21 protein-coding genes are annotated in these 15529 nt (G+C 39.5%); 7 read left to right on the top strand and 14 right to left on the bottom strand.

Features of this window, described 5'->3' with window-relative positions; translation table 11 throughout:
• Window positions 1–45 precede the first annotated feature (45 nt).
• A complete protein-coding gene (locus JI65_RS09705; protein ID WP_191015785.1) occupies window positions 46–1137 on the top strand; it encodes a hypothetical protein in 1092 nt (363 codons plus the stop codon).
• Between the two features lie 135 nt (window positions 1138–1272).
• Here the strand turns inward: JI65_RS09705 and JI65_RS09700 are convergent, their stop codons facing one another.
• The 3 genes from JI65_RS09700 to JI65_RS09690 all read right to left on the bottom strand — a co-directional run bounded on the left by JI65_RS09700 (window position 1273) and on the right by JI65_RS09690 (window position 3892).
• Window positions 1273–2532: an ATP-binding protein gene (locus tag JI65_RS09700; protein ID WP_191015783.1), complete on the bottom strand. Its 1260-nt coding sequence runs from the start codon at window positions 2530–2532 to the stop codon at window positions 1273–1275.
• A gap of 371 nt (window positions 2533–2903) precedes the next feature.
• Window positions 2904–3161, bottom strand: a complete 258-nt coding sequence (locus JI65_RS09695) for a hypothetical protein (RefSeq protein WP_191015780.1) — start codon at window positions 3159–3161, stop codon at window positions 2904–2906.
• Window positions 3162–3277: 116 nt separating this feature from the next.
• Entirely contained in the window at window positions 3278–3892 is a 615-nt protein-coding gene (locus tag JI65_RS09690) for a hypothetical protein (protein ID WP_191015777.1), read from the bottom strand.
• A gap of 123 nt (window positions 3893–4015) precedes the next feature.
• Here JI65_RS09690 and JI65_RS09685 point away from each other — a divergent pair, with 123 nt between their 5' ends.
• On the top strand, window positions 4016–4378 hold the full coding sequence (locus tag JI65_RS09685; RefSeq protein ID WP_191015774.1) for a helix-turn-helix domain-containing protein: 363 nt from the start codon (window positions 4016–4018) through the stop codon (window positions 4376–4378).
• Window positions 4379–4405: 27 nt separating this feature from the next.
• On the opposite strand, the gene JI65_RS09680 is transcribed toward JI65_RS09685, so the two are convergent.
• The 3 genes from JI65_RS09680 to JI65_RS09670 form a co-directional block, all read right to left on the bottom strand.
• Entirely contained in the window at window positions 4406–5614 is a 1209-nt protein-coding gene (locus JI65_RS09680) for an ATP-binding protein (protein WP_191015771.1), read from the bottom strand.
• Window positions 5615–5697: 83 nt separating this feature from the next.
• Window positions 5698–7278 (bottom strand): ATP-binding protein, encoded by a 1581-nt coding sequence (locus JI65_RS09675; protein WP_242457211.1) that lies wholly within the window; start codon window positions 7276–7278, stop codon window positions 5698–5700.
• A gap of 51 nt (window positions 7279–7329) precedes the next feature.
• Window positions 7330–7977 carry a CAP domain-containing protein gene (locus JI65_RS09670; protein WP_191015769.1) on the bottom strand — a complete coding sequence of 216 codons (648 nt, stop codon included), beginning with the start codon at window positions 7975–7977 and terminating at the stop codon, window positions 7330–7332.
• 519 nt (window positions 7978–8496) lie between these two features.
• On the opposite strand from JI65_RS09670, the gene JI65_RS09665 reads away from it, so the two are divergent.
• From JI65_RS09665 to JI65_RS09650, 4 genes are read left to right on the top strand one after another with little or no spacing between them, the layout of a single operon-like run.
• The gene (locus tag JI65_RS09665) at window positions 8497–8985 is read left to right on the top strand and encodes a DUF3990 domain-containing protein (RefSeq protein ID WP_191015766.1); all 489 of its coding nucleotides are present in this window, start codon (window positions 8497–8499) and stop codon (window positions 8983–8985) included.
• Window positions 8982–9209, top strand: coding sequence for a hypothetical protein (locus JI65_RS09660; RefSeq protein WP_191015764.1), 228 nt, complete (start codon window positions 8982–8984; stop codon window positions 9207–9209). Before JI65_RS09665 ends, JI65_RS09660 begins: the two co-directional genes overlap by 4 nt.
• The gene (locus JI65_RS09655) at window positions 9199–9399 is read left to right on the top strand and encodes a DUF3791 domain-containing protein (protein ID WP_191015761.1); all 201 of its coding nucleotides are present in this window, start codon (window positions 9199–9201) and stop codon (window positions 9397–9399) included. The genes JI65_RS09660 and JI65_RS09655 overlap by 11 nt, the downstream gene beginning before the upstream one ends.
• Window positions 9400–9459: 60 nt before the next feature.
• The gene (locus JI65_RS09650) at window positions 9460–9996 is read left to right on the top strand and encodes a DNA-deoxyinosine glycosylase (protein WP_191015758.1); all 537 of its coding nucleotides are present in this window, start codon (window positions 9460–9462) and stop codon (window positions 9994–9996) included.
• A 12-nt stretch (window positions 9997–10008) separates the two neighbouring features.
• On the opposite strand, the gene JI65_RS09645 is transcribed toward JI65_RS09650, so the two are convergent.
• The 8 genes from JI65_RS09645 to JI65_RS09610 all read right to left on the bottom strand — a co-directional run bounded on the left by JI65_RS09645 (window position 10009) and on the right by JI65_RS09610 (window position 14369).
• Window positions 10009–10368 carry an arsenate reductase family protein gene (locus tag JI65_RS09645; RefSeq protein WP_191015755.1) on the bottom strand — a complete coding sequence of 120 codons (360 nt, stop codon included), beginning with the start codon at window positions 10366–10368 and terminating at the stop codon, window positions 10009–10011.
• Window positions 10369–10370: 2 nt separating this feature from the next.
• Window positions 10371–10727, bottom strand: coding sequence for an arsenate reductase family protein (locus JI65_RS09640; RefSeq protein WP_191015752.1), 357 nt, complete (start codon window positions 10725–10727; stop codon window positions 10371–10373).
• A gap of 120 nt (window positions 10728–10847) precedes the next feature.
• Window positions 10848–11225 carry a GNAT family N-acetyltransferase gene (locus JI65_RS09635; RefSeq protein WP_242457210.1) on the bottom strand — a complete coding sequence of 126 codons (378 nt, stop codon included), beginning with the start codon at window positions 11223–11225 and terminating at the stop codon, window positions 10848–10850.
• 59 nt (window positions 11226–11284) lie between these two features.
• On the bottom strand, window positions 11285–11788 hold the full coding sequence (locus JI65_RS09630) for a GNAT family N-acetyltransferase (protein WP_191015750.1): 504 nt from the start codon (window positions 11786–11788) through the stop codon (window positions 11285–11287).
• A gap of 100 nt (window positions 11789–11888) precedes the next feature.
• Complete coding sequence (locus tag JI65_RS09625) at window positions 11889–12746, bottom strand: Lcl C-terminal domain-containing protein (protein WP_191015747.1); 858 nt, start codon at window positions 12744–12746, stop codon at window positions 11889–11891.
• 235 nt (window positions 12747–12981) lie between these two features.
• Window positions 12982–13323, bottom strand: a complete 342-nt coding sequence (locus JI65_RS09620) for a TfoX/Sxy family protein (RefSeq protein WP_191015744.1) — start codon at window positions 13321–13323, stop codon at window positions 12982–12984.
• Window positions 13324–13336: 13 nt separating this feature from the next.
• Window positions 13337–13699 carry a NifB/NifX family molybdenum-iron cluster-binding protein gene (locus JI65_RS09615; RefSeq protein ID WP_191015741.1) on the bottom strand — a complete coding sequence of 121 codons (363 nt, stop codon included), beginning with the start codon at window positions 13697–13699 and terminating at the stop codon, window positions 13337–13339.
• Between the two features lie 121 nt (window positions 13700–13820).
• Window positions 13821–14369: a ClbS/DfsB family four-helix bundle protein gene (locus tag JI65_RS09610; RefSeq protein ID WP_191015739.1), complete on the bottom strand. Its 549-nt coding sequence runs from the start codon at window positions 14367–14369 to the stop codon at window positions 13821–13823.
• A gap of 163 nt (window positions 14370–14532) precedes the next feature.
• Between JI65_RS09610 and bioB the strand changes: the two genes are divergently transcribed.
• Complete coding sequence (gene bioB / locus JI65_RS09605; protein WP_191015736.1) at window positions 14533–15519, top strand: biotin synthase BioB; 987 nt, start codon at window positions 14533–14535, stop codon at window positions 15517–15519.
• Window positions 15520–15529: the final 10 nt, after the last annotated feature.

Genomic DNA, 15529 nt, shown 5'->3' with positions numbered 1-15529 from the left:
TTCGACCTAATAGCAAAAAAATCCTGATGATTGTATACTCACTGCATGAATAGAAAAATAAAGATTGCACTTAAAGTAAAAACGACATCAATTTTCATCAGCCTGATTTTTATGTGCCTTGCATCCTGCAGCAGAACTGAAGCTCAGAAAATAAGGTATTTTCTTGCAAAAGATGAAGCCGGTACGCCCTATGATTATATTGACCCCACACAAACCGAGCATTTTCTTCTTGCAGGCGATGAATCAAATAAAACTATGACATGCTTTGAAGATAGCATGGATGAAAATTACAACCGTATATTCATTGAAAAATGGAAGATTCCAAGATATTGGCCGAACGAAAGGCTTCTTGTTCAGGTTTCAAACAACGGTGAATTCTGCGTTCTTGACAATAGAGACGAATACACCGAAAAAACATTTGAAAAAAAAGACATTTTGTTCTGGGTTTACAAAAATGGAAAACTTTACGACACAATCACTCGGGGAAAATATCTTAAGGAATTAAAGAAGATTCTTGACCCGGACATAAAGCTAAGCGATAATTTGGAAGTCTGTGACATTGAGGTTTTCATCAACGGATTGAAGCTAGATACATTTTATTTTGATTCTGAATATGATGATGCGATATATGAAATTTTTTTATGGTATGATTTTGACACAAAAAAATTTTTGAATGCAACGCAGCTCAGGGCAGATCAGTGTAAAATTGCATTCGATGTGCTTGCAAAAAAGTTTTCCGACGCAGAAAAGCTTATAGAAGACAATGATGATAAAGCAAAATTCCGCCATGCATTTGAAAAAATCATGCCGTTTGAAAAAGATGCTCCAACAGATACAAGGTTCAGATGGCGGGTTAGAACTTACGAAGACGGTGATGTAACAGTTTACTCAGTATTGCCGAGCGAAGATTTTAGAGGAATGAAGGCATTGGAAAGATTTCAGTACAATGAAGGTGAAACTGTAATTGATTTTTTCATATTGGATGATATTTACGATTTTGCAATCCGCATTCCAAACGGTGGAAAATTCAGCCAAGAGTTAAATTTGTCGGAAGAAGAAATGGCGAATCTTCTTGTACCTGATCTTGTCTATATGTTTGAGACAAAAAAAGGTATCGTAAAAACAGACGGCAAATAGCATAAATTGACACTGCTTGTACAGCGAAACGATTTCCTCCGTGCAAATCCTTTCGCATACTAGATTTTTCTGAAAAAAGAAAAACACAAGTTCTTGGATTCCAAATTTTTGCGTATTTACGCATTTTTTTGGACTTCAAACAAAATCCACAGGCAGTGCAACCAAGTCTTCTTTTAAATACATCTTTTTGTCATACAAACAGAGAATCGTGCCCTGACCGCGCTTTTTTCCGCTTTCCTTGTCCAGCACAGAAAAAGCCTGCGCCATCTCTTTTGTCGGGTTCGCGCTCATCTTTATTTCAATGGGATACAAAACGCCGTTTTCTTCAATCACGACATCGATTTCAGATTCCACAGCGACAGAGCCGCGCTGCGTTTTTATCTTGTCTTTGCCACGATAATAAAACACATTGAAGCGATAATCCCTACCAGCATTTGAAAATGACTTCAATATCTCAGACACGACGAAAGTTTCAAACACATTGCCAGCGACCGCGCTGTTTTTCAGCGTGTCAGCAGTGAGCCATTTCGTCAGATAGCACAATAAGCCAGTGTCCCTAAAATACAACTTCGGAGATTTTATCGCTCTGTTCAAAAACGACGAATAATACGGCTGCAACAAGAAAATAATGCCAGAACGCTCCAATGCTGAAATCCATTCTTTCACGGTTACCTGAGAAACGCCAGTGTCATCGGCGATGTTTGAATAATTTAAGACCTGCCCGCTTCTTGCCGCGATTGCCACAAGAAAGCGCATGAACGCAAGTTCGTCCTTAATGTGAATCATCTGATTTATATCGCGTTCGATATACGTCTTTACATACGACGAATAAAAATCGAGCCATTCCCGCGATGTTGCGTGAAGTTCAGGATATGAGCCAAGGTGGATTTTATCCCAGATATCCGCATAGTGAACCAAAAATTTTTCGCGGCGGGCAATGTAATCCGCAGTAGGAATGAACGGCTCGTTGAAATCAACCGCGAATATTTCCCTCAACGAAAGCCCTGTAAGCTCAAGAATGCTGATTCTTCCAGCAAGGGACTCGCTCACATTTTTCATCAGCTGCATTGACTGTGAGCCTGTGAGATAAAAGTTGCCGTTTATCTCGCTGTTGTCGCATTGCATTTTTATGTATGGGAAAATTTCTGGCACAGTCTGAACTTCGTCAATTATGACAGGCGGCGGATTGTTCAAAAAGAAAAGCCCTGGCTCCGTTGCTGCCTGATTTTTTGCGATTAAATCATCAAAAGTTATGTATTTTACATTCGGATATATTTTTTTCAGCAGCGTAGATTTTCCGACCTGCCTAGACCCAGTAACAAGCAGGCATTTTGCATTAGCAGCCTGTTTTTTGAGAGTGTCAGAAATCGCCCTGTGAAAATAAATCGTGCTCATATTGACAAATATAAGTTGCAACTTTAGATTTGTCAATAAAAATGATTCTATAATTACTCGTCGATTTTTTTAATAGTCGTAGTTGGAGGAAAACGAAAACTCTGGTAAACGAGAACGGAATAATCTTTATGGGCGTAATTCCATTTTTGCTAGACAAAGAAAGCGTGGAGGGGGGAAAAGCGATGAAAACTAGAGGGGAGTCTGGTTTTCATCGCTTTTTCATGTTTAGAAAATAGTCATAGATTTTTGAGAGTATCTCTGCTTATGAAAACAAGTTGTCTTGCGTTTTCGTTCGTTTCTCTTGACTGTATTTTAGAAACGAACTGATCAGGCTTTTTGAACTCTTTAAATCTGTTTACTGCTATCGTATCTTAGTTTTGCCAACTGTTGATTATATCTATGCTTCCTGAATATGGGGCTGGACATGTAGACGAATGATTGTCGAATAATTCTGCAGCTTGAGTTTCAGCATCACCATAATCATCTTCTAGAACATGAGATACGTTAATAGTTTGTTTTTGATAGCAAAAACGGCATTTTGCAATTACAGTAAAATTACGATAAGCTAGAGCTGCAACACTTCCTATTATAGCTAGGAGTACAGCCAATACCAAAACTAATTTTTTCATAAAAAACTCCTTGCAATTTTAGTTCTTGCCAGAACATTTTGTTTATATAAAAGAAAAAACTTTTTGTTGTTTTTTTTAACAAATTTTTGTATTTGTAACATGATTTTTTTGAGATTTTAAATATCACCGCTAACATTTTCTATTTCTTCGTAAAGACTGCTTATATATTGGAGTGCATAATAACAATCTGCAATCATATCACCTCCATCAAAAAAATATGCAATAGACATATCTTTTCCTTGATAAACCTGAAAGTAAAACTTTGAAAAAGTATTAGGCAAGGTAATATTTGCGTTATATTTTTTATTCAAGCTGTTTACAAGCGTGGAAAACGATTTATTGTTTTTTTGACACATTCGCATTAACAAACCATTAACATCGTTGTTTTGTATAAATTGATTCATCTCATTATCTTTAAAACCTTCTTCCTGGTTGGTATAGTAATCATAGCTCCATGCAATAATACATCGCGTCATACCTTTTTTTTCAGATATTGTTAATATAATTCCATTTGGTTTTGTATTTGCAAATTTTCCACCTTGATAATAATAATCTGTAGCCTGTTGATTTTTCACATTTTTACTCAAATTAAATCCCTTGCTTTTCATTACAGAGTCTATTTCAGAAAATTGCGTACCGAATTTCATTCCGAAAATCGTTTCATTTTCTTGGGCATAAATACAAAATCCGAATAATAAAAACATGGCTACAAAAACTTTTTTCACATTCATACATTTTCTCCTCATATCTGATATTTCAATTACACGATTTAAAATTATGTAATTACAATTGATTTTAATGTCAATTACATTATCTGTCAAATTGTAAAAACATAATCGTGGTAATTTTTCTGTATGTCAGAGACTGAGAAAACATTTAAGGATAGACTTATTGAGGAACTTTCTTATCAAGGACTTTCAAACAAAGAATTTGCACATATGCTTGGAATAAATATTGGAACGCTCGGCATGTATCTATACCGAGGCTCTATTCCTGCTGCTGATGTGGCAGTTCGTATGGCTCAGGCACTCAACACAACTACGGAATATCTTGTTACAGGAACAGACAGTACGACTCCGCCTTCAAAATCTGGCACAAAATCTGACTGGCAAAAAAAGGAAATTAATCATATTTTAAGTACGCTTTCATCGCATCAGCTCACGCATTTCCTTGAGATAGCGCGGGCATACAAGAACGGCGTCTGCGAGGAAGAGTAAGGAGGGATAAGACTTCTTAAAACCTCATTAATTTTTATTCAAAAGCCATTCTCTAATATTCTTTCTCACGATTCCTCCCTCATTTGATTCTGGAAGCTCGTCCATTGTTAGGATTAGTTTTGGAAAATTGTCGTTTACTGCCTGGAGCGGTCGGTATTCCCTAATTTTCGTTTCCTCGGATACCAGAAGGTATGAGACTTGAATGTAGAGCACTTCTCCGCCTTTTTTTGCGATGAAGTCGATTTTCGTATCGCCGAGTTTTCCGATGAACACTTCAAAACCACGTCTCAACAGTTCCAGATAAACAATGTTTTCGAGAATTCCGTTGATGTATGTATCCTTGTATCCGTGAAGAAAAAAGAGAAGTCCTTGGTCGGCAAAGTAGTATTTCTCCATTGTCTCAAGGATTTTTTTTCCGCGGATGTCGTACCGTTGCACCTTGTGAAGAACGAAAGCATCCTGCAGATATTGAAGGTCGCTGTATACGGTCTCGACAGAAATCTTCCGTCCGTTCTCCTTCATAAAATTCGAAATTCGCTTTGCCGAGAATATGTTCCCCACGTTGTCGGCAGTATACAAGATGATTTTTTCAAGAAGCGAAGTTTCCCTTATTTTGTTCCTTTTTATGATGTCTTTCAAAAGCACCGTCGAGTAGATTCCTTCAAGGTACGAGCGGATTTGAGTTTCGCTTTCCATCATGTTATTTAAGCCAGGAAATCCACCTGTCGTCATGAATTTTTTGAACGATTCCGAAGATTCCTGAAAATCATTGAAGTACAAAAATTCCTTATACGAAAGCGTCCTCATGTTTACGATTACATATCGACCGCTTAAGTATGTGGCAAGCTCCGACGAGAGAAGATTTGCGTTGCTTCCTGTGATGTAGATGTCCGTTTCGATTGTCTTTGAGGAATACAAGCTGTTCACGCATTTTTCCCAGCCGTCGCATTCCTGAATTTCGTCGAACAGAAGATAGAGTTTTTTACCGTTTGAACTTCGCTTCTTCACAGCATCGTAGAGCGAATGCGCATCTAGAAGTGCCGAATTCTCGAAGTCCTCGAAATTGACGCTGAAAATCTGCGATTCCTCGACTCCTTTTTCCAGAAGTTTTCGTTCAATGAGCGAGAGCATGAATGATTTTCCGCATCGCCTTATTCCCTGAATTACTTTGATTATAGGCTTGTCCTTGTAAAGCGAGATAATTTCGTCTGTGCCAATTCTTTCGTATACCGTCATTTGTTTCTATCATAACCGAAAAAAAACATAAAAACAACAAAACTTTCGGTTATGATGGAAACTTTTTGCCAACAAAAGTGATTCTACCTCACCTTCCAGAGCAAAAGCCCTTTTCCGTCGCTGGAGAACACGAGCGCAATCTTGAACATCTGCTTGCCGCTCACGGCGAACCGCTCGGCATATCCGTTCGCATCAATCTGGGCGAGGGCGGTCTTTGCGACTTCATCAACGTCTTTGCCTTTGTCCATCTTTAGCTCAAAAATGAAAACCACGTTCTTTGTTGTAACGACGACATCGCTCCTGCCGTTCACGTTCTGAAGCTCGGAGACGACGCGCATTCCGCTCAGACGGAACATCAAGTGCGTCACTGACTCGTAATAATTCTCGCAAATATCTTTCTTTACGATTGTGGGCAAATCCGCAACGGCAGCCTTTATCATCGAGCAAACGCGGTCAACGTCCTTGTTCCTGAGCGCGTTCCGCAGATTGCTGATTTCAAGCCCCATGTCGTCGTAGGGCACGGAGACGTATTTTGCCAAAAGGATTTTCAAGAACGACTGCTCGACCTCGCGGTTCGGGAAGTCAAGCCAGAACATCCTGTCCTCGGCGTCGAAGCCTTTTATCGTGAGATAGCCGCTTTGATAGATGACAGGGAGCATGTTCTTTGTGTTCGGGTCGTACTCTCGGAATGAAATCTCATCGACCTCGCGCCCGTTGACGAGCGTCTCAAGCTCCAGCGGCTGGTTCTGCAAAGCCTTCACGAGCATCGACGGAGTTCCGCTTTGGAACCAGTACGAGCCGAAATCACAGTCCTTGAAGCACTTCAAAAGGCAGAACGGGTTGTAAACGCCTTCCACGTTGAACGAAAAATGATAGCCGTCATACATTGTTTTGAGCTTCTCTTTCGCCGCCTCCACCGTCATGCCGAATCGATTTGCAAGAGCCTCGATTTCCGGCACAAAATACGCGTTCAGCTCGGACTCGGAAATTCCGCAAATCGAAGAATACTGTGACACAAGGCTTATATCGTCAAGCTGGTTCAGACCGCTGAAAATATTCATGTGGCTGATTTTCGTGATTCCCGTGATGAACAAAAAGCGGATGTATTGGTCAAGTTCCTTTAATGGGCTGTAGAACGCACGGAGTTCCGCCCGGTTTTTCTCCTCGTATTCGGAGTAGAGCGCGTCGAGCACAGGCTTGTCGTACTCGTCGATGATGATGGCGACCTGCTTGCCGGTCTTTTCGTAGGCGGTCATTATAATCTTGCTCAATCGTATGGAAAGCCGCGGGTCTGAAACCTCAATCTCGTAGACTTTCTCGTATTTTGAAAGAATAAAATTAAGGGAAGATTTCATAATCTCCGTGTCTGTGTAGTTGTCGCCGCCAAAGCTGATTTTAATGACCGGGCAAACTTCCCATTTTTTTTCAAGCTTTTCAAGCGCAAGCCCGCGGAACAGTTCTTTCTTGCCCAAGAAATATGCTTCCATCGTGGAAAGCAAAAGGCTTTTTCCGAATCGGCGCGGACGGCTCAAAAAATAAGCTTTTCCCTCGCGGGCAAGGTTATAGACGTAAGAGGTCTTGTCCACATAGACGCAGCCTCGCCTTCTCAAATCCTCAAAATCCTGAATGCCAATCGGCAAAAATCGATCTTCTTTGTTTTCCATAACATGGGAATTATACAGCACTTTTCATAAAAACTTAATATCAAAAGTGACTTAGTTCTGGAATTCCTCATATTCACCAGCATAGGTGATTACGCATACAGAACCGTAAGCTTTATGCTTTTTACTGAAGCCAATACCGGTTGAAGAAAAAGCTTTATTCATAATATTTTTACGATGTCCTCGACTCAAAACTCCGTCATCAATCAAAAGCTGAACTACAATTTCACGACCAGATTTTGCTCCATAAGAAATATTTTCACCAGCTGTTTGGAACGTTCCGTACTTTTTGATTCTGGTAAATGGGTCACTTCCGTCAACTCCAGTGTGACCAATTTGGTCGGTCTCACCTTGAGTCTTCGAATGTTGCTGAGCGGCAAAAGAAAGGCCTTTTTTAGGACTCAAAACAGGTAGGCTTGTCGATTTTTTCATGTAAGAAATACACTCATTCACAACCGCAACGCCTTCATTTGTCATAAGATTGCCATTATAGACTTTTCCGTCAAATTTTTTCGTTCGGGGTGCAAGATACAACTCCGCATACAAAGCGGGATTTGCACGAGCTTTGTTCATTTCAAGAACGACGTCTTTTTCGACCGTTGAAAGATAATCAACATTTCGAGCAGTATCGAGTCGTTCAATATCCCATTTATCGGCATCTTGATTTTTCTGGGAGGTTGATTCTTCAGATTTTTTATTCATTTCTGAAGAGAGATTATTGAGTTTGTCTAAAGTAGCACAATTAAAAAAGGTTGTGGTAATAAGTATGGTGAAACTAAAAATGAGCACTTTTTTCATCGGATTCTCACCTTTTATTTGGTATAAAAACAACTTTATAAGTATATTTTAAGTATCTTTTATGTAAAGTCAAATTTTTTTTATAGATACAAATCAGGCGCTGTCCATAAAAATCTATTTAACTAGAATCAATAGAAAAATCTCCAGATGAAATTTTAATTCCCATATTTGCAAAAACTTTCAAGTATCTAGGATTTTTGAAACTTTTTCGCTTCTCTTTGTTCATCAGCAAGTTGCACAAGAAGCGAAATCAAATCTTCTTTTGAAAGGGATGCAAGATATTCTTTTATCACGTTTTTTATAGCACAGAAAAACCAAACTTTAGATAAAATTGTGCAATTGTTTTTATCAGAAATCTAGTGAAATAGCATTAAGATAAAGCTTGTAACTGTAATCTCTTAATTTTTATGCTATACTGTTCATATGCAGTATCTTTATCACGGAAGCAATGTGCTTGTCCGAACGCCTGAAATCAGAAAATCTTCTCATCGGCTCGACTTTGGACTCGGATTTTATACTACATCGAGTTTTGAGCAGGCAAAAAAATGGTCAATAAATAAGACTCAACGAGAGAAAAACGGTCTAGCGATTGTCTCTGTTTTTAGCGTTCCTGATGACTTTCTGAAAAATACAAACTATTCCATACTTAATTTTGAAAAAGCAGATGAAAGCTGGCTTGATTTTGTAATTTCAAATCGTACTATTCCTGATTTTGAATTTGGATATGACATAGTAAAAGGTGCGGTTGCAAATGACCGTGTTTTTGCAAGTTTGAACGCTTTCGAATCTGGCTTTATGGATAAGCAAACTTTACTTATTGAATTAAAAACTTGGGTTTATGTGGATCAGATTTTGTTTCATACAGAAAAATCATTAAGTCTATTGCATTTTGAAAAGGAGATTCGAGTATGATTCCGCAAATTACACAAAAAAATGTACATCTTTTTATTCCATATAAAGTTTCAAAAATCTGTGACTACATTTGTCAAAAAGAAAATATATCTGCACAGGAGGCGGTCGTAAAGTTTTATAAAACAAAGACCGCACGGCTGCTTGCAGAAGAAAAATCAAAACTCTGGCATTTTGGCTGGGTTTCATTATATGAGATGTACAAGGAAGAACAGAATGGAAAATGAGGATTTGTCTTTTTGGCTTTCATGGTGCATAGAGGAATATGCTGCAGAAAAAAATATGTCATCATCTGATGTTGCCGAAAAATTTGAAAAAACAGGAACTCTTGAATATCTTTCTAAAAACGCAGAAATTCTTCATACTCAGGGCAAAGATTATATTTTAGGCAGCATAGACGATTTTTTGAAAGAATAAGGAACATAAAATATAGAAGGAATTATAAATTTTTCTTCCTTTTAGTGCTATAATCCCAGCATGGAAAAATCTTTCTTCGTCACTCATCCGCTCGCCCCAGTCTGGTCGCCAGAAAGCACCGTGCTTCTTTTAGGCACAATGCCGTCTCCAGCAAGCAGAGAAGTTGGCTTTTATTACATGCACTCGCAAAACCGATTCTGGCGAGTTCTTCCGACTATTTTTGGCGAAACGATTTCGCTCCCGAACAACTCTCCCGACACGCAAAGTGCCATTTTTGAACGAAAAGATTTTCTCTTGCGCCATAATCTTGCCCTTTGGGATGTTCTTGCAAGCTGCCAGATTGAAGGAGCTTCTGATTCTTCAATAAAACAAGAGATTCCGAACGATTTTACGAAGATTTTTTCAAATTCAAAAATCTGCCGTGTCTTTTTTACCGGGAAAACGGCCGCTGCCCTTTGGAAAAAGCACTGTTCGTCTTACGAAAAACAATTCGGACTAACTTGCACGTGCCTTCCAAGCACAAGCCCGGCAAACGCACGATTCACGATGGAAAAGCTGATTGAGGAATACAAAATTATAAAAGATTTTGCAAATTAAGCTGCTATAAATCTACTTCCAGCCTTCCCAAGTCTTCTGCGCCATTCCAACCGTGGCATCGGTCTTGCCGTTTCGACAAATCGGCTGTTTCAAAAGCTTGGCCTGGTTTTCGAAGAGTTTTTCTTCTTTTTCACTGTCGTCAAGATAGGCAATCGAAGCATAGTCTTTTGATTTCTTGTCAATCATTGCCTCAATCGCTTCTGCACGACTGCCTTCCGTCCGTGCAATCGCATTCACAACCGAGTCGAATTCGCCTTCGCTCATTTCTTTTTCTTTTAGGTCAACGAACTGAAAAGCAATCCGCCGTTCCTTAAAAAATCTCTGCGCGCTTTTTGTATCAAAAGATTTGTTTGTTCCAAAAATCTGAATCATTTTTATACTCCAAGAATTTTCTTCCATTCGGCTTCTTTAAAGCCTGTGCAGACTGAACTTTCCGTTACAAGCAACGGTCTTTTTACAAGCATTCCGTCACTTGCAAGGATTTTGAACTGCTCGTCTTCGCTCATGTCCGGCAATTTCTGCGAAAGGTTCTGCTCACGGTAGAGTATTCCGCTTGTATTGAAGAATTTTTTGAGCGGAAGCCCGCTTTTTTTGTGCAATTCCCGCAAAGTCGCTTCGTCGGGGTGGTCGCCTTTGATGTCGATTTTTTCGTATTTCACGCCGTTTGAATCGCACCAGGCCAACGCTTTTTTGCAGGTCGTGCATCGCTCGTAGCAGTAGATTTTGGTCATTTTGAGTTCTCCTAAAATTTTATTTCTTCACATGTAGCTTCACGGTCTTTCCTTCGCTATTTTTTTCTCAGCACAATCATGTCCACAAGCTGAACGCCACATTCAATTATAGGACGAGCGTTAATTTTTTGTAAAAAAATCTTTGATTACGTGATGGCGGGTAAATCCGCATTTTTCGTAAAAAGGAATCGTAAGCGGACTGTCGCCTGTTCCTACTTGAAGAGTGGTAAATTCATCACGAAACTTTTCTTCAACAAATTCCAACAAGGCACTGGCATAGCCCTTTCCCTGAGAGTTCGGCTCAGTTGCAATATTTTTGATTTCAAGGATTCCTTCGCCCTCGTCAGTTACGACACACTCAGCCTTTACGCCGCCGTCATCAAGAACAAACATCCTTCCTCGGTCAAGATAAAGGTCAACCATGCTTTCCTGCTCGTCAGCAAGCAAAAGAAGAGGAAGAAAATCTTTTTTATTTTTAGTGATTTCTGTTATCTGCATGTTAGCCAGACTCCACAAAATTCCCAGCAGGCAAAACTTCTTGTCTACAAACACATTCTTTAAATCTTCTTTTCCATCAGATAGAATAGCCCTTTGCGCCAGTTCGCTTCGCCTGTTTTGTAGTAGCCCGCATGCTCATAAAGCCTGAGCGAAAATGGATTTTTGCTGAAAACATCAAGCCTTAAACATTTTGCTCCAAGAGCCGCCGCCTGATTTTCGATATGCTCCATTGTTTTCCGCGCAATTCCACGATTCTGAAAATCAGGATGAACGCAAAGACGATGAATCACACGATAATCACCGCTGCACTGCCAGTCAGCTTTTTTATATTCCTCGTCACAATCTTTATTCAGAGCATAAATCACGGCAATCCGATTTTTTTCCTCTTCGCAAACTTCGCCTGCAAAAAGCGAATTTGATTTTATATCATTCAAAAAATCTTCGCGAGTCGGATAAATTTCATCCCATTGAGGAATTCCGCATGAGTCCATTTTGGCTATCGCAGATTTTATGAGCGAGCAGATTTCGTCCAAATCAGATTCTGCTGCAAGTCGGTAAGTCATTTTTCCTCCATTTATTTTTTATTGCGGGAAATGCCGTCATCAAGCCCGTCGTCGGATTTGAAAACTGTGTTATGCCATCTTTACTGTTATACTTTTTAAATTAATCATCAACTGTAAAATCATATACAGCACAGGCATTATTAAGCCCACTTTTGTAATCATAATATACATCATATTTAAAAAGACCTTTCACACTATATTCATTTTCAAAGTGAACAAGAAACACCTTGTTTGAGCCTTTATTACCGGCGAATTGACTTGAAGTCCAATATGATGAAATCATGACATCGGACAATCCTTTTCCTCCGGCAGAAACAATGGCCTTATCGACAATATTTATGTTTGAGTACAAAGAAAGCAGTTCCGCTACGGAAGGAAGGAACCAGCCGTCTGCATATTTCCCACTCAGGGAATGATTCAGCCCGTAACTGCCAGCCCATGAAAAAGCCGGATAGTTTTCTAAACAATTATTCAAAGCGGCAGAATCAGTTTTGCATATTGCGTTCCAGTTATCTCTGCCGTCTAAATCCCCGGAAATATAAATTTTTCCATTTTTGTTTCTATATTGATAGTCATTTTCAGTCAGTGGTCCCGCTATGGAAAAATCACATTTTGTTTCATCAAATGAAGTCAAAAAGCCCGTGGTGTCCTTAGGAGCCCATTTCAATGCTTCAGAAGTAACATGCAGTCCAACTCCAAGCAATCTTTCGCCCAGTAAATCACCTTTTTTCCCAGCGTAGAATATTACGGCGACGGCATTCTTTTTCTGCTCGTCTGTAAGATTCAAGTTTTTACTCCATGAAACTGCACTTCCATCGCTGAAAACTATATCACCGACAGCGGTCGGATACGGCTTTAAAACTGATTTTGTTTTTGCATTACAAGAAGAAGTAATAGAAAAAAAACTTACAATTAGGCAAAACACAAAAAATTTGATTTTTTCAGCAAAAAATGCCATAGAAGTATTCTCCAATGAAGAAGTTAATTTTTACTATCAGGTCGAATTTCGAGTTTTAGGTGAGTTTACAAAAAAAGGCATTCTCTGTAACTTTTGAATCACCACAAAAAAAAACAACGGAAAAATGCCATGACTGAAAACAGCCTAACTACATTATATTGCATAGTTGACGACTTTATCCATAGGCTTCTTGAAACTTCTGCCGTCTTTTTCCCAATATTTTCCTACAAATCTTTCATGTAAAGAACTTCGTCTTCAACAACTTTCCCCTTACAATCGGCTCAGGAAGTTCTTCGCACATCGCCGTTACCAAATCCCGTAAAAATTCGCACTTATCAACATCTTCTACCAAAAGCATTTCTTTTGCACCCTCGTAAGGCAATTCATGCGGAGCCTTGGGCATTTTTTCCATTGCGGATTTTGTCGGCTTAACAAGGAATCGGTCATCGTAAATTCCGCCGAAAATCTTTCCGTCTTTATATAAAATGAATTCACCCATCATTGCGCGATGAGTGATTCCATCCAAAAGAGAAAGCTGATCAAGAATGTATGAAAGATATTCTTTTGACGAAGCCAATTTTTTCCTTCAATTAATGCTCGTGGTGCTCGCCGTGGTGATGGTCGCACTTTGCATCAAAATTACCTTTAAGCTCGCCTTTGGCAAAAAGAGCGGCGGCCTCGTCGGCAGAGCCTGTAATTCCAGGAATTTCTTTGAGTCCGGCTGCCGCAATTGCATCAATGGCACCCTGTCCGCGGTTTCCGAGAATCAAAGTCTCAACTCCAAGACTCTTTAAATACGGCGGAAGCGCATGATGGCCGTTTCCTCCGTTATCAATTACTTCCGAGGAAACAATTTTTCCGTCTTCAATTTCATAAATCTTAAAAAACTGAGTTTTTCCAAAATGCTGGAACACATTTCCAGTCTCTTTTTCATAAGTAGCTGCGATTTTCATGAGAACATTTTATATAGGGCGGAGAATGATGTCAAACTTTAGGTGGGCTGCAACGATATTAACATAACTGCATAGTTGCGTTTTTGCTACTTTTGTTTGCATTTGAAGTTCAAAAGCTGATTTACCCTATTTTCTTGCAGTGTGCCTTGATTTTTTTTATCGCCCAATCATAGTGGCTCGAAGTTGCGCTAACAAAATACGCGCCCAAATCCGTCGTGCCGGTCCACGGAAAATATTTTTTGGTAAAAAGCTCTTCATTCGTATATTTTTCGGCAAGCGCGAGCACTTTTTTATGAGTCTCGGCAAGTTGGTCTTTTGCCGTTTCAAGGCTCGTATTCTGATGCTTCTTCCAGAAGACCATGTTCATCGCACCGTAAGTTTTCCACGAATATTCCGACGGCAAGAAAGCCACGGCAGATTTTGAATCAGTGACTTTTGAATTATTTTCGATAAATTTCAAAAACAACAAATGCCACTCGTACAAATGCACGAGAACGTCGCGCACGTTCTTGTCACGCGACCAGTGCGCTTCTTTTTTGCTCGTGTCGTCAGAAAAATCAAACGGTGTTGAAAGCTGCTTTTCAGTCATTGCAGAAATCATTTCCATCAATTTTGAATAATTTTCTTCGGAAAATTTCATCAAATCATCTTTACATCTCGCTCTAGGCATAATTTTCTCCATTTTTTTTAGTATATCACGGATTTTTTATAATAAAAAATCGATTTTCTTCTATAAATACTACTTTTATTCATCAAAGCAAATTTTTCAATTGTAAACTTATTTTATTTAAAACTAGTTTACAATATATATTATTTTCTTTAACATTCTTTGCATGAAAGAAACAGAATCAAAAAAACGGACAGATATTTTTTATCTTGCACAAGAAATCATCGAGTCGGGAAAAAGACTTTCCAGAAACGACGATTTGTCTTTTTTTAAGGATTGCGACCTTAACGAGCTTTGCTCCGGGGCAGACTTAATCCGAAAGCATTTTTCAGGAAATCACGTTGACCTTTGCTCGATTATAAACGGCAGGGGCGGTCACTGCGGAGAAAACTGCAAATTCTGCGCGCAGAGCGCACACAACAACACAGGCTGCGACGTTCACGGCTTTTTGAATGAAGACACGATTTTTAAGGCCGCAAAGAAAAATGCAGACGCGGGCGTTCATCGCTTTGGAATCGTCTGTGCGGGGCGCTCCGTTGCCGGGGAAGATTTTGAAAAGGCAATCTCGGCATTCAAAAAAATGCACAGCGAACTAAAAATAAAGCTTTGTGCTTCAATGGGATTTTTAACTCAAGAACAACTTGAAAAACTCGTAGAAGCCGGGGTTACGAGCTATCATCACAACATTGAGACTTCAAAAAGAAATTTTCCGAACATCTGCACGAGCCATACTTACGAAATGAAAATCGAAACAATCAAAATGGCACAAAAAGCTGGTCTTAACGTCTGTTCGGGCGGAATTATCGGCATGGGCGAAACTTTTGAAGACCGAATCGACATGGCTCTTTCGCTGAGCGAACTTGGAATCAAATCCATTCCGCTGAATGCGCTCATGGCAATTCCGGGAACGCCTTACGAAAACATCGTTCCGCTGACCGAAGACGAAATTTTGCGTACAGTCGCAATGTTCCGTTTTATAAACCCTGAAGCAAACATAAGGCTTGCGGCAGGAAGAAAGCTTCTTTCAAATTCAGGGGAAAAGGCTTTTAATTCGGGGGCGAGCGCTTCAATAACGGGAGATATGCTTACAACTTGCGGCACTACGACAAAAGACGACAAGGAATTGCTTTTAAAACTTGGGCGAGAAATATAAAATCAATAAA

This window comes from Treponema zioleckii (assembly GCF_014737315.1).
Lineage (GTDB): Bacteria > Spirochaetota > Spirochaetia > Treponematales > Treponemataceae > Treponema_D > Treponema_D zioleckii.
The sequence above is the reverse complement of the archived record's forward strand: the minus strand, read 5'-3'. Positions and strand labels throughout refer to the sequence as shown.

What these genes read in the sequence shown, in the direction of transcription:
- JI65_RS09625 (WP_191015747.1), bottom strand. Translation starts at nt 12,746, where the DNA reads ATGGCATTTTTTGCTGAAAAAATCAAATTTTTTGTGTTTTGCCTAATT.
- bioB (WP_191015736.1), top strand. Translation starts at nt 14,533, where the DNA reads ATGAAAGAAACAGAATCAAAAAAACGGACAGATATTTTTTATCTTGCA.
- JI65_RS09670 (WP_191015769.1), bottom strand. Translation starts at nt 7,977, where the DNA reads ATGAATAAAAAATCTGAAGAATCAACCTCCCAGAAAAATCAAGATGCC.
- JI65_RS09655 (WP_191015761.1), top strand. Translation starts at nt 9,199, where the DNA reads ATGGAAAATGAGGATTTGTCTTTTTGGCTTTCATGGTGCATAGAGGAA.
- JI65_RS09660 (WP_191015764.1), top strand. Translation starts at nt 8,982, where the DNA reads ATGATTCCGCAAATTACACAAAAAAATGTACATCTTTTTATTCCATAT.
- JI65_RS09685 (WP_191015774.1), top strand. Translation starts at nt 4,016, where the DNA reads ATGTCAGAGACTGAGAAAACATTTAAGGATAGACTTATTGAGGAACTT.
- JI65_RS09635 (WP_242457210.1), bottom strand. Translation starts at nt 11,225, where the DNA reads ATGCAGATAACAGAAATCACTAAAAATAAAAAAGATTTTCTTCCTCTT.
- JI65_RS09615 (WP_191015741.1), bottom strand. Translation starts at nt 13,699, where the DNA reads ATGAAAATCGCAGCTACTTATGAAAAAGAGACTGGAAATGTGTTCCAG.
- JI65_RS09640 (WP_191015752.1), bottom strand. Translation starts at nt 10,727, where the DNA reads ATGACCAAAATCTACTGCTACGAGCGATGCACGACCTGCAAAAAAGCG.
- JI65_RS09675 (WP_242457211.1), bottom strand. Translation starts at nt 7,278, where the DNA reads ATGGAAAACAAAGAAGATCGATTTTTGCCGATTGGCATTCAGGATTTT.
- JI65_RS09665 (WP_191015766.1), top strand. Translation starts at nt 8,497, where the DNA reads ATGCAGTATCTTTATCACGGAAGCAATGTGCTTGTCCGAACGCCTGAA.
- JI65_RS09705 (WP_191015785.1), top strand. Translation starts at nt 46, where the DNA reads ATGAATAGAAAAATAAAGATTGCACTTAAAGTAAAAACGACATCAATT.
- JI65_RS09695 (WP_191015780.1), bottom strand. Translation starts at nt 3,161, where the DNA reads ATGAAAAAATTAGTTTTGGTATTGGCTGTACTCCTAGCTATAATAGGA.
- JI65_RS09645 (WP_191015755.1), bottom strand. Translation starts at nt 10,368, where the DNA reads ATGATTCAGATTTTTGGAACAAACAAATCTTTTGATACAAAAAGCGCG.
- JI65_RS09630 (WP_191015750.1), bottom strand. Translation starts at nt 11,788, where the DNA reads ATGACTTACCGACTTGCAGCAGAATCTGATTTGGACGAAATCTGCTCG.
- JI65_RS09690 (WP_191015777.1), bottom strand. Translation starts at nt 3,892, where the DNA reads ATGAATGTGAAAAAAGTTTTTGTAGCCATGTTTTTATTATTCGGATTT.
- JI65_RS09700 (WP_191015783.1), bottom strand. Translation starts at nt 2,532, where the DNA reads ATGAGCACGATTTATTTTCACAGGGCGATTTCTGACACTCTCAAAAAA.
- JI65_RS09650 (WP_191015758.1), top strand. Translation starts at nt 9,460, where the DNA reads ATGGAAAAATCTTTCTTCGTCACTCATCCGCTCGCCCCAGTCTGGTCG.
- JI65_RS09610 (WP_191015739.1), bottom strand. Translation starts at nt 14,369, where the DNA reads ATGCCTAGAGCGAGATGTAAAGATGATTTGATGAAATTTTCCGAAGAA.
- JI65_RS09680 (WP_191015771.1), bottom strand. Translation starts at nt 5,614, where the DNA reads ATGACGGTATACGAAAGAATTGGCACAGACGAAATTATCTCGCTTTAC.